The sequence below is a fragment of the Bradyrhizobium sp. genome (genome assembly GCF_047605465.1).
Taxonomy (GTDB): domain Bacteria; phylum Pseudomonadota; class Alphaproteobacteria; order Rhizobiales; family Xanthobacteraceae; genus Bradyrhizobium.
On the sequence record NZ_JASGFS010000054.1, the window covers coordinates 35,072 to 47,245 of the forward strand.

A 12,174-nucleotide genomic window follows, 5' to 3' on the forward strand; every position below is an offset into this window, starting at 1 on the left:
CGGCGGAGCGGCACCCGGCGAACCGGGCGCCGCCTTCTCTGGAGATCAGACCTGGTAGTAGCGCTTGGCGCGTTCGGCGGCGCGCGCGGCCGCCTGCTTCGGCGTCGCCGAGCCGGATGCCACTTCGGCGAACATGTCGACCACGACGAAGTCGCCCATGACCGCCGCCGAGGCTGCGCCGAGATCCCCGGCATAGCCGTTGTCGATGCAGCGCTTGAGGCAATCGCGGAACGGGGTGATCTTCGGATCCGACGTCCAGACCGGATTGTCGTTGTAGGCCGGCAGCGGCGGCGAGACGTAGCCGTTGGAGGCGACCTCCCACGCGTCGTAGTTCTCCTTGTCCCACATGAACTTGATGTATTCCTTCACCGCCTTCGGGTACTTGGAATATTTGTAGCCGTAGGCGATCAGGACGTTCTGCTGCTCGGTCGGCTTGCCCACCGGACCGATCGGCATCGGCGCGTGGTTGGTGTCCTTGGCGATCTCCTGCTGCTTGGGGTCCGGAGAGGTCTTGCCGACGGTCCAGATCGAGATGCCGTTGAGGGTCAGGCTGAGCTCGCCGTTCAGATAGGCCTTGTTGTTGTTGCTGTCGTTCCATGACAGCACGCCGGGGATGAAGGTCTCGTAGAGCTGCTTGACGTATTCGAGCGCGGCGATCGTCTCCGGCGAGTCGATCACGACCTCGTTTTTCTGGTTCACGACCATGCCGCCATGGGCCCACAGCGCCCACTGGCACCAGCCGTTGGCATCACCCGTGGCGTGGCCGAGCGCAAAGCCGGCCGGCGTGTTGTTCTTCTTCAATCCCTGGCAGAGCTTGAGGAAGCCGGCGGTGTCCTTCGGAAACTCCTCGAAGCCTGCGGCCTTCACGTGGCTGATGCGGTAGTTCAGGCAGCCGCCGGACGCACCTTGCGGGATCGCGATCCAGCTGTTGCCCTTCTTGCCGTAGCGCTCGGCCACCGGATACCAGCCGCCGTATTTGGCGCCGAGATATTCGGCGACGTCGGTGACGTCGATCAGCTTGTCGGGGAATTTGTGGGGATCGTCGAGCGTGCCGATGATGAGGTCGGGGCCGGCGCCGACATTGGCGGCCACCGCCGCCTTCGGCCGGATGTCCTCCCAGCTCTCCGCCTCGAGCTTGACCTTGACGCCGGTCGTATCGGCGAACTTCTTGGTGAGCTCGGCGAACTTGTCGTACTCGGCCTGGATGAACTGCTTCCAGCGCAGGACTCGGATGGAAGCGTTGGGTTCGGGAGTGTTGGTCCACTCCGCCGCACGAACTGGAACGATACCTGGGCCAGCCAGCAATGCTGCGCCGCCCAGGCCTGCTTTGAGCACACTACGCCTGTCGAAATCGCTCATCGTTCTCTCCCTGGATTTTATATTTGTATTAGCTCGTCCTTACCTCGTCAGATTCCGGGATGTCGTTGCGCGCCCTCCCCGGGCGTCGCTACATGCGCTTGCCTGTCGCGTCGTCGAACAGGTGAACCAGCGACGGGTCCGGCCTCAGCCTGACCTTGTCGCCCGGGTTGAACTGATGCCGTTCGCGGAAGACCGCCACGACCTGCTCGCCGCCGAGCTTGGCGAACACCTGCGTCTCCGAACCGGTCGGCTCGACCACGATGATCTCAGCCTCGGCGCCGTCGTCGGCAATGGTGAAATGCTCGGGCCGCACGCCATAGACCGCGGGACGGCCATCGGACGCAGCCGGCGCGGTCTTGAGCGGCAGCTTGACGCCGTTCGGACCCTCGAAGGTCGCAACGCCGTTCACGCGCACATGCCCCTTCAGGAAGTTCATCGCGGGCGAACCGATGAAGCCGGCGACGAACTGGTTCTCCGGCTTGTCGTAGAGCTCGAGCGGCGTGCCCATCTGCTCGACGATGCCGTCATGCATCACGACGATCTTGTCGGCCATGGTCATGGCCTCGATCTGGTCGTGGGTGACGTAGACGGTCGTGGTCTTGAGCCGCTGGTGCAGTTCCTTGATCTCGGTGCGCATGGCGACGCGCAGCTTGGCGTCGAGGTTCGACAAGGGTTCGTCGAACAGGAACACCTGCGGGTCGCGCACGATGGCGCGGCCCATGGCGACGCGCTGGCGCTGGCCGCCGGAGAGCTGGCGCGGATAGCGTTCGAGCAGCGGCGACAATGCCAGGATCTCGGCCGCGCGCTTGACGCGCTTGCCGATCTCGTCGGAGCTCGCGCCACGCAGCTTCAGCGAGAAGCCCATGTTCTCGGCGACGGTCATGTGCGGATAAAGCGCGTAGTTCTGGAACACCATCGCAATGTCCCGCTCCTTGGGCTGGACATTGTTGACGACGCGCTCGCCGATCGAGATCGTGCCGGAGGTGATGTTTTCGAGGCCCGCAAGCATGCGCAGAAGCGTCGACTTGCCGCATCCGGAAGGACCAACCAGAACGACGAACTGGCCGTCCTCGATCGGAATCGTCACGCCGTGCAGGACTTCAAAATTGCCAAACGATTTCCGCACGTCGCGGATTTGCACAGACGACATCTAGCTCCCTCCTCGGACTTGACGACGCAACCGTCGCGCCATCACCGTCTTGTTTTTTCTGAACTTCACCGACACAAGGCCCCGTTTTATCAGGCGACATTGTCGGCAGTTTGTGCGGTTTTGGCAATTTGTCTTTGGTTAGTCGTTGCTGGTAGCGCTGTCAACGTTCCTTTGTTTGAGGGAATGACTGTGTTATGAGCAGTAAATGGGTCGAAAGCGCACCAAGTCAGGCAAGATACGGCTGGCGGAAGTCGCCGAGCTCGCCGGCGTCAGCCCGATCACCGCGTCCCGATTCTTTCGCAATCCCGAGGCGCTGTCAGCCGCCAAGCGGGCGCGGGTCGAGAGCGCCGCCAAGGAGCTCGGCTATGTGCCGAACCTTGCGGCACGCGCCCTTGCTTCGCAGCGCACCGAAGTGATCGGTGTCTTGATTCCGTCACTGACCAACAACGTGTTTTCCGATGTGCTGCGCGGCATCTACGATGCCTCCGAGGGCAGCCGCTACTCGATCCAGCTCTCCAATACCCGCTATAGCATCCTCCAGGAAGAGAAGCTGCTGCGGCTTTTTCTCGCGCAGAAGCCGGCCGGACTGATCGTCACAGGCATCGACCAGACCGCGGAATCCCGCGCGATGCTGGACGCGGCCGACTGTCCGATCGTGCAGATCATGGAGATCGGGCCCCATCCCGTCGACATGATGATCGGCTTTTCGCACTATGATGCAGCGCGTGCGGCGATCGCGCATCTGTTCGCGCAGGGCCACCGCAGGATCGGCTTCATCGGCGCCCGCATGGATCCCAGGGTGCAGCGGCGGCTCGACGGCTACCAGGCTGCGATGAAGGATGCCGACCTGTTCGATCAGCGGCTGATCGTCGCGACGGCCACCCCGACCTCCGTCACGCTCGGCGGGACGTTGTTCGCCGACCTCCTCGCCAAGGCACCGGACATCGAGGCCGTGTTCTGCGCCAATGACGACCTCGCGCTCGGCGTGCTGTTCGAATGCCGCCGCCGCGAGATCGCGGTGCCCGAACAGATCGCGATCATCGGATTCAACGATCTCGAATTCATGGCTTCCGCCGTGCCCACGCTGACGAGCGTGCGCACCAACCGCTACGAGATGGGCCGCACCGCCGCGAGCATGCTGATCGATTCGATCGAGGGGCGCCGACCGGAGCACCCGGTGCTCGACCTCGGCTTCAAGGTGATCGAGCGCCAAAGCTCGCCGTCGCGGCGTCCGGACAGCCGGCCGGCGTTGTCCGGCGGCGGCGCCGCGAACAAAATGATAGCGTTACCAAGTCGCCGTGATTAGTATCGAACCATGAGAAAACGACCCGCCAGCGGGAAGGCAGATCATCGCTCGCACCGTTGGGCATCGCACCAGCCGACACCATGACACCGGCACCCGTGCGTTTGCATTGCAGGAGACACCCATGACAAAAAAGCCGACCAATGGGCATGCGCCCGCCAGCAACGGTTCTCGCCGCCATCTCCGTTCGCAGGAATGGTTCAACAATCCGCATAATCCGGGCATGACCGCGCTCTACATGGAGCGCTACCTGAACTACGGCCTGACCCGCGCCGAGCTTCAGTCCGGGAAGCCGATCATCGGCATCGCCCAGACCGGCAACGACCTCTCCCCCTGCAACCGCCATCACATCGAGCTGGCCCATCGCGTGCGCGAAGGCATCCGCGAAGCCGGCGGCATCGCGATGGAATTCCCGACCCATCCGATCCAGGAGACTGGCAAGCGTCCGACCGCGGCGCTCGACCGCAACCTCGCCTATCTCGGCCTCGTCGAAATCCTCTACGGCTACCCGCTCGATGGCGTGGTGCTGACCACCGGCTGCGACAAGACCACGCCGGCCTGCATGATGGCGGCCGCAACCGTCAACCTGCCCGCGATCGTGCTGTCGGGCGGCCCCATGCTGAACGGCTGGCACGACGGCCAGCGCACCGGCTCCGGCACCATCGTCTGGAAATCGCGCGAGCGGCTGGCCGCCGGCGAGATCGACTACGAGGAGTTCATGGAGATCGTGGCGTCCTCGGCGCCCTCGGTCGGCCATTGCAACACCATGGGCACCGCCTCCACCATGAACGGGCTTGCCGAAGCGCTCGGCTTCTCGCTCCCGGGATGCGCGGCGATCCCCGCCCCGTACCGCGAGCGCGGCCAGATCGCCTACGAGACCGGCAAGCGCATCGTCGAGATGGTCTGGGAAGACCTCAAGCCCTCGGACATCCTGACCCGCAAGGCGTTCGAGAACTGCATCGTGATCAATTCGGCGATTGGCGGCTCGACCAACGCACCGATCCACATCAACGCGCTGGCGCGCCATATCGGCGTCGAACTGTCGATCGACGATTGGCAGACGGTCGGCCACGACGTCCCGCTTTTGGTCAACATGCAGCCGGCCGGCTTCTATCTCGGCGAGGAATTCCACCGCGCCGGCGGCGTCCCGGCCGTGGTGCGCGAGTTGATGAAGCACAAGCGCATCCACGAGGACGCGGTGACGGTGAACGGCCGCGGCATCGGCGAGAACTGCGCCAACGCGCCCAAGCCCGACAACGACGTGATCTGGGCCTACGACAAGCCGCTGGTGAAGGACGCCGGCTTCCTGGTGCTGAAGGGCAATTTGTTCGATTCCGCGATCATGAAGACCTCCGTGATCTCCAAGGAATTCCGCGACCGCTATCTCAGCAACCCGAAGGATCTCAACGCCTTCGAGGGCCGCGCCATCGTGTTCGAGGGCCCTGAAGACTATCACGAGCGGATCGACGATCCCTCCCTCGACATCGACGAGCGCTGCGTGCTGTTCGTCCGCGGCACCGGGCCGATCGGCTATCCCGGCGGCGCCGAAGTCGTGAACATGCAGCCGCCGGCGGCCCTGATCAAACGCGGCATCCTGTCCCTGCCCTGCATCGGCGACGGCCGTCAGTCCGGCACCTCGGGCTCGCCCTCGATCCTCAACGCCTCGCCGGAAGCGGCCGCCAATGGCGGCCTCGCGATCCTCAAGACCGGCGACCGGGTGCGCATCGACCTCAACAAGGGCAGCGCGAACATCATGATCCCGGACGACGAGGTGAAGAAGCGCCACGCCGAACTCAAGACCAGCGGCGGCTTCAAGCATCCGGCGAACCAGACGCCGTGGCAGGAGATCTACCGCAACACCGTCGGCCAGCAATCGACCGGCGCCTGCATGGAGCTCGCCACACGCTACCAGAACGTCGCCGGCACCTTCGGTGTGGCGCGGGACAACCACTAGCAACAGCACCGTCATTGCGGGGAGCAAAGCGACGAAGCAATCCAGACGGCCTTCCCGGCGAGATTCTGGATTGCCTCGCTCGCGATGACGGCACGACAATCAAATTCAAGGTGAGGAGAACGACAAAATGGCAGACCGCCTCAAGGGAAAGCGCGCCGTCGTCACGGCTGCCGCGGCAGGCATCGGGCGCGCATGCGCCATCGCGTTCGCGCGTGAAGGCGCAACCGTCATCGCCACCGACATCAACGAGAGCGGCATCGCGGGCCTGAACAAGGAAGGCGTCGCCGAAACCGCGAAGCTCGACGTCCGCAACACCGCCGACGTCAACGCCTTCGCCAAGCGCGTCGGCAAGATCGACATCCTGCTCAACGCGGCGGGCTTCGTACACCACGGCACCATCCTGGAATGTTCGGAGGAAGACTGGGACTTCTCGTTCGACCTCAACGTCAAGTCCATGCACCGGACCATCAAGGCATTCCTGCCGGCCATGCTCGCGGGCGGCGGCGGCAGCATCGTCAACATCTCCTCCTGCGCGGCGCTGCGCCCGCCGGCCAACCGCTACGTCTACAGCGCATCAAAGGCCGCCGTGTCGCTGCTGACGCGTGCCGTCGCGCTCGACTTCATCACCAAGGGTATCCGCTGCAACAGCATCTGCCCCGGCACCGTCGAGACGCCCTCGATGCTCGACCGCGCCGCGGCACAGGGGCCGCAGGGCAAGGAGATGTTCATCGCGCGCCAGAAGATGGGGCGGCTCGGCACCGCCGATGAGATCGCCTCCATGGCGGTCTATCTCGGCAGCGACGAAAGCGCGTTCACCACCGGCGTCGACCTCGTCGTCGACGGCGGCTACATGCTCTGACGACACCTCATCCCGGGACGGCGCGACCAGCGCCGTCTCGCGGGATGGACCACGGGCATCATGGTTCGAGACGCGCAAGCGCGCGCTCCTCGCCGTGACGGACAAGGAAAGGGGTTCTGCGATGAACAAGATCGATCTCAACGGCCGCGTCGCCGTCGTCACCGGTGGCGCGCAGGGTTTCGGCCGCGCCATCACCCAGCGCTTCGTCGGCTCCGGCGCCAAGGTCGCGATCTGGGATTTCGATGCGACGCTCGCGGAGAAGGCCGCCAAGGACATCGGCGGCGAGGCCAAGGTCTTCAAGGTCGACGTCACCGACACCGCGGCAGTCGAGCAGGCGCGCGATGCCACGCTCGCCGCCTTCGGCAAGATCGACATCCTCGTCAACAATGCCGGCATCGCCGGAATCAACAAGACGGTCTGGGAAACCGACCTCGAGGAATGGCGCAAGGTGCTGCGCATCAACCTCGACGGCCCCTTCATCTGCTGCAAGGCGATCGTGCCCGCCATGCTCAAGCAGAAATACGGGCGGATCGTGAACATCGCCTCGATCGCCGGCAAGGAAGGCAATCCGAACGCGTCGCATTATTCGGCGTCCAAGGCCGGCCTGATCGCGCTGACGAAGTCGCTCGGCAAGGAGCTCGCCGCGCATGACATCCTGGTCAATGCTGTGACGCCGGCGGCGGCGAAAACCGCGATCTTCGACCAGATGACGCAGCAGCATATCGACTTCATGCTGTCGAAAATCCCCAAGGGTCGCTTCGTGCTGGTTGAGGAACTGGCCGCGATGGTGGCCTGGCTCGCCTCCGAGGACTGCGCGTTCTCGACCGGCGCGGTCTTCGACATCTCGGGCGGCCGGGCAACCTACTGAGATGACCACGATCCGGGAAGGCGGATGCCTGTGCGGCGCGGTGCGGTTCAAGGCGGAAGGCGAACCGCTCAACGTCCGCGTCTGTCATTGCCGCACGTGCCAAAAGGCGATGGGTTCGCCGTTCTTCGCTCGCGCGCAATTCGACCAGACCGCGCTCAGCGTCGAGGGCGACACCGGCCGCTATGCATCATCGGAGAATATCGATCGCGTGTTCTGCAAGCGCTGCGGCACGCGGCTGTTCGCCTGGCGGCGCAACGGGACGCTCGCCGGCGTCGCGCTCGCCACGTTCGACGACCGCAACGCCTTCGCGCCGTCGGACCATATCTGGGTTTCGGAGAAGCCTTCGTGGCTGAAGCTCGACGATGGCCTGCCGCAATATCCGACCACGCTGCCGGCCTGACGTCAGGACCTCTCTGAAGCCGGCGCGCTCGCAGGCAGGCTGCGACGTCCCGTCGTTGTCGCGATCCAGATCCCGGCAAAGACCGCGACGATGCCGGCCGCCAGATTCCAGCGCAGCGGTTCTTGCAGCAGCCAGGCGCCGACCAGCGAGGCCGTGATCGGGTTGACCGTCACCGAGATCGCCACGCGCGTCGGCGTCGTCCGCTCCAGCGCGAAGGCCCAGAGATAGAACGTCAGCGCCGCGCCGAAGGCGCCGAGATAGGACGCCGCAAGCCATTGCGGAAGGCTAAAGCCCGCAACGGGCGCGAAACTGCCTCGGACCAAAGAAAGCAGGATGAGGCAGGCAGCTCCCGCCGCCATGCTCAGCGTCGTGAAGGCGATCGGGCTGGAACGCCGGATCAGCGGTTTCGACCAGATGCCGTACAGCGCCATGCACAAGGCGGCCGCGACCATCAGCAGATCGCCGCGCCAGGCACCCGACGGGGCCGAGGTCAGGTCGGAGAGAAGCGCGACGGCGACCCCGCACGTCGCGACCACCACGCCGACCGATTTGCGCCAGGTCAGCGCTTCGGCGCCGAGCGCGGCCCCGATCACCAGCGACAACAGAGGCAGCGTCGAGAGCGCGAGCGCCCCGCGCGCGGCGGTCGTGAAGATGAGCGATGCATTGAACAGGATCGGGAACAAGGCGAAGAATAGAAAGCCGAGCCCGATCGCGGCCGCCCAGTCGCGCCGCTGCGGCCAGCGATCGCCGCGCAGCAGCGTCACGGGCAGCAGCAACAGACAGCCGATACCAAACCGGAACGAGCCGATCGCCAGAGGATCGATCGCGCTCACGAGATAGCGCGTGGCGCCGATCGAGGTGCCGCCCAGCCCGCTCGACAGCACCGCGGCCAGGACGCCGGATATCTCGCCCACAACCCCTCCCCTTGAACCGCTTTGTCGCCAGCATACGGGCCGCGCCGAAACAGGGAATGGAATTTCCGTGATGCTGGGATAACGTTCCGTCATGAACGTCCCCGATCTCGATCCCGACCTTCTGAAGGCCTTCCTTGCGGTCGCCGAGCATCGCTCGTTCACGCGTGCGGCGGCCGCGCTCAACCGGACCCAATCGGCGGTGAGCGTCCAGATCAGGCGCCTCGAAGAGCGCCTCGACACCAGGCTGTTTCATCGCACCAGGGCCGGCGTCGCACCGACGGCGAACGGCGATGCGCTGCGCGCCTATGCGGAGCGCATTCTTGCGCTCAATGCGGAAGCGGTCGGCGCGCTGCGCGCGTGCAAGACCGAAGCCGTCGTCCGCCTCGGCGTGATGGACGATTACGGCACCATCGTCGTTCCGCCCCTGCTGGCGAGCTTCGCCAAGGAGCATCCGCCCATCCGGGTCGAGATCGAGACCGGACTGACCGCGACGATGCCGGCGCGGCTCGGCGAGAGCTACGACCTCGTCATCGCCATGCACCGGGAGGGACGCGGTGACGGCGCGTTGCTCAGACGAGAGCAGGCGGTCTGGGCCGCCGCGGCATCCCATCGGCCCGCGCGGCAGGACCCGTTGCCGGTGGCGCTCGACCCACCCGGGTGCCTGTTCCGCCAATGGGCCGCGGAGGCGCTCGATGCCGCTGGCCGTCCGTGGCGCCTTGCGTTCGTCAGCCGAACGCTCGCGGCGGTCGAATCGATCGCCGCTGCGGGTCTTGCGGTCACGGTGGTGAAGGCCGGCACCCTGCCCCCTCGCCTTCGCGCCCTGTCCCGGCGCGAGGGCCTGCCACCGCTGCCGGCGGCCGACATTCGCCTCCACCGCGCCCGCAACCTGTCGCGGGCCGGTGCCCTGCTCGCCGATCATTTGCAGCGGAACATTTCAGAATCGGGCACGATGGACTGACTGGACACGCTTCCATGCCGCGCGATACGCGGATGGCCGCAGGCAAGCCGGGAGCGCCGAGCCGTGAACTTTTCCCTCTATGACCTTTCGGTGTGGGTGCTGCCGCTGGTGCTCGCCATCACCTTCCACGAGGCCGCGCACGGCTTCGTCGCGCATCGCCTCGGTGACAATACCGCCTGGCAGCTCGGCCGCGTCAGCTTCAACCCGCTCCGGCACATCGACCCCTTCGGTACCCTGATCCTGCCGGCCATGCTGCTGTTCGCGCATTCGCCGTTCCTGTTCGGCTATGCCAAGCCGGTGCCGGTGAATTTCCGCAATCTCAACCATCCCAGGCTTGACATGGTCTGGGTGGCGCTCGCCGGCCCCGTCACCAACATCCTGCTGGCTGTCGCCGCAGCCCTGGCCTTCCACGCCCTGCCCTGGGTGCCGGCGAACTCGGCGAAATGGGTTGCCGACAACCTGCAGAATGCGATCGTGATCAACGCGGTGCTGGCCGTCTTCAACATGATGCCGATTCCGCCGCTCGATGGCGGGCGGGTCGCAGTCGGGCTGCTGCCCCGGCCGCTCGCCCTGCTTCTCGCGAGGCTCGAACCGTTCGGCATGCTGATCCTGATCGCTCTCTTGATCCTGCTGCCGCTCGCAGGTTCCCAGTTCGGTCTAAATCTTGATGTTATTTCAGCAATACTGCGAACGTTGACCGGTTATGTGATTCAAGCTGTTCTCGTCGTGACCGGCAATGCGTAGTTGAGAGAACACCTCTGACGACACCCGAAGGGCCCGAGGCCAACTTGGTCAAAGCTGCCGATATGCTGATCGCGCGACGCGCGGACACCCGTGCCCGCGCCGATTTCGCCACCTGGAAGATGATGGCCAAGCTCAACGGGTTGTCCGCGCTGCCTCCGGAAGCCCAGGAGTTTCTCGCAAGCTACAAGAGACTGCTGGAGCAGATGAGCGAGGGCGAAGCGACCGAGGCCACCATCGGAGCGATCTACCGGGCCTATTACGCCGAGATGGGTGGCGCGGGAACTCCACCCGACGTCCGCACCAGTCCGGCCGAGCCGGTCACGGACAATGTGACCGCTTTCCGCCGTCCGGCACCGAAGCCGAAAAGAGCCAGCACGTTCAGCGCATCGGCGTTCGGCGGAACCCAGAAACGGCCGCTCCCGGTGGCGCTGATCTTCGCCTGCCTGGTCGTGGTCTACGTCGCGATCCGCTACTATTGGCGTTGAGCCGATGGCCGCGCCGCGGCCTCAACCCTTCCCCGCCTTCTCGTTCCTGCGGAAGATCACCGGCAGGACGAATGTCAGCCCATCATCCGCGACCACCGGCGGCGGCGTCGGAACGGGATCGGAGCGCTTGACCATGCTGACTGCGGCGTCGTCGAACATCGGATCGCCGGAGCCCTTCTCGATGGCAACCGAGACCACATGTCCGAGCCGGTCCAAGGTCATACGGACCGAGAGCTCAACCGATTTGAGAACACCCTTCGGATAGCGCTTGTGCCTGTCGAGATGGGCAACGAGGTCCTTCTCCCAGCCTTGGCGAATGCGGACCGAACGGTCGCTCTTCTTCTCGGCATCGGAGGTCGGCATCGCCGTCGCTTCGGCCGCCGGCGACGCCACCGACGCGGTGGTCGGGACGACGGCCTCCTTGACCTCCTCCTCGACCGGCTTCTTGGTCTCGTTCTGCGTCACCGCCCGGTCGGCATCCTCGGCCTCCATCGGGACGTCCTTCGGGAGGCTGCTCTCCTTGAGCTCGGCCTTCTGCTCGGTCAGTTCGGGCGAAGCCACGGATTCGTTGGAGTCCGGCCCCGGCGGCAGCTCGCTGGGCTCGCCATTGGGAGACATCGCCTCGAGCCCGACCTCGATCCCCTGCGGATCGGCGATGGAGTCCGGCTCGTCGGCGCGCAGATTGGCGAGCGCAAGCGCCGCGCCGCCGAGATGGAGCGCAAGCGCACCCACCGCGGCGAACACCCACAGCTTTCGAGACGGCTTCAATTCGAAATCGGACATCGGCAGCAGGCCTTCGTCACGGCGCAGGTGCGGCTGCAGGCGCACCCTGGGGTGGCGCCGCGCCCGGCACGCCTTCCAGCGTCACCAGCTTGACCTTGGAATAGCCCCCCTTGTTCAGGAATTCCAGCACATCCATCAGCTCGCCGTAGGGAACCGCACGATCGGCGCGGAGGAAGATGTACTTGTCGCGGCTCATGTCCGGCGTGTTGTCGAGCGCGCTGACGAGATCGACGCGCTTGACGAAGTTCTCCCCGATCGCCACCGACAGATCCGGCTTGATGGTGACGTAGGTCGGCTTGTCCGGCTTCTTCTGCGGCGTCGACGTCGAGGTCGGCAGGTCGATCGGAAGATCGACCGTCGACAGCGGCGCCGCCACCATGAAGATGATCAGCAGCAC

At 65.3% G+C, this 12,174-nt stretch carries 13 protein-coding genes; 8 read left to right on the forward strand and 5 right to left on the reverse strand.

The genetic code is table 11. The features are described from left to right. Window positions 1-45 precede the first annotated feature (45 nt). On the reverse strand, window positions 46-1,359 hold the full coding sequence (locus tag QM712_RS28325) for an ABC transporter substrate-binding protein (RefSeq protein WP_415026453.1): 1,314 nt from the start codon (window positions 1,357-1,359) through the stop codon (window positions 46-48). Between the two features lie 88 nt (window positions 1,360-1,447). Then, entirely contained in the window at window positions 1,448-2,509 is a 1,062-nt protein-coding gene (locus QM712_RS28330; protein WP_415026454.1) for an ABC transporter ATP-binding protein, read from the reverse strand. Between the two features lie 205 nt (window positions 2,510-2,714). Between QM712_RS28330 and QM712_RS28335 the strand changes: the two genes are divergently transcribed. The 5 genes from QM712_RS28335 (at window position 2,715) to QM712_RS28355 (ending at window position 7,893) form a co-directional block, all read left to right on the forward strand. After that, complete coding sequence (locus QM712_RS28335) at window positions 2,715-3,815, forward strand: LacI family DNA-binding transcriptional regulator (protein WP_415026455.1); 1,101 nt, start codon at window positions 2,715-2,717, stop codon at window positions 3,813-3,815. 121 nt (window positions 3,816-3,936) lie between these two features. After that, window positions 3,937-5,766, forward strand: coding sequence for an IlvD/Edd family dehydratase (locus QM712_RS28340; RefSeq protein ID WP_415026456.1), 1,830 nt, complete (start codon window positions 3,937-3,939; stop codon window positions 5,764-5,766). A gap of 127 nt (window positions 5,767-5,893) precedes the next feature. Then, the gene (locus tag QM712_RS28345; protein WP_415026457.1) at window positions 5,894-6,625 is read left to right on the forward strand and encodes an SDR family oxidoreductase; all 732 of its coding nucleotides are present in this window, start codon (window positions 5,894-5,896) and stop codon (window positions 6,623-6,625) included. A gap of 121 nt (window positions 6,626-6,746) precedes the next feature. Next, complete coding sequence (locus tag QM712_RS28350) at window positions 6,747-7,493, forward strand: SDR family NAD(P)-dependent oxidoreductase (protein WP_415026458.1); 747 nt, start codon at window positions 6,747-6,749, stop codon at window positions 7,491-7,493. A 1-nt stretch (window position 7,494) separates the two neighbouring features. Beyond that, window positions 7,495-7,893: a GFA family protein gene (locus QM712_RS28355; protein ID WP_415026459.1), complete on the forward strand. Its 399-nt coding sequence runs from the start codon at window positions 7,495-7,497 to the stop codon at window positions 7,891-7,893. Between the two features lie 2 nt (window positions 7,894-7,895). On the opposite strand, the gene QM712_RS28360 is transcribed toward QM712_RS28355, so the two are convergent. Next, window positions 7,896-8,807: a DMT family transporter gene (locus QM712_RS28360; RefSeq protein ID WP_415026460.1), complete on the reverse strand. Its 912-nt coding sequence runs from the start codon at window positions 8,805-8,807 to the stop codon at window positions 7,896-7,898. 91 nt (window positions 8,808-8,898) lie between these two features. Here QM712_RS28360 and QM712_RS28365 point away from each other — a divergent pair, with 91 nt between their 5' ends. The 3 genes from QM712_RS28365 to QM712_RS28375 all read left to right on the forward strand — a co-directional run bounded on the left by QM712_RS28365 (window position 8,899) and on the right by QM712_RS28375 (window position 10,994). Further along, window positions 8,899-9,765 (forward strand): LysR family transcriptional regulator, encoded by an 867-nt coding sequence (locus QM712_RS28365; RefSeq protein ID WP_415026461.1) that lies wholly within the window; start codon window positions 8,899-8,901, stop codon window positions 9,763-9,765. Window positions 9,766-9,828: 63 nt separating this feature from the next. Then, window positions 9,829-10,509, forward strand: a complete 681-nt coding sequence (locus tag QM712_RS28370; RefSeq protein ID WP_415026462.1) for a site-2 protease family protein — start codon at window positions 9,829-9,831, stop codon at window positions 10,507-10,509. 62 nt (window positions 10,510-10,571) lie between these two features. After that, window positions 10,572-10,994: a hypothetical protein gene (locus QM712_RS28375; protein WP_415026467.1), complete on the forward strand. Its 423-nt coding sequence runs from the start codon at window positions 10,572-10,574 to the stop codon at window positions 10,992-10,994. A 21-nt stretch (window positions 10,995-11,015) separates the two neighbouring features. Here QM712_RS28375 and QM712_RS28380 read toward each other — a convergent pair whose 3' ends face one another. Next, window positions 11,016-11,777: a TonB family protein gene (locus tag QM712_RS28380; protein ID WP_415026463.1), complete on the reverse strand. Its 762-nt coding sequence runs from the start codon at window positions 11,775-11,777 to the stop codon at window positions 11,016-11,018. Between the two features lie 16 nt (window positions 11,778-11,793). Next, window positions 11,794-12,174, reverse strand: a 381-nt coding sequence (locus QM712_RS28385; protein ID WP_415026464.1) for a biopolymer transporter ExbD, incomplete at its 5' end; no start/stop codon positions are given.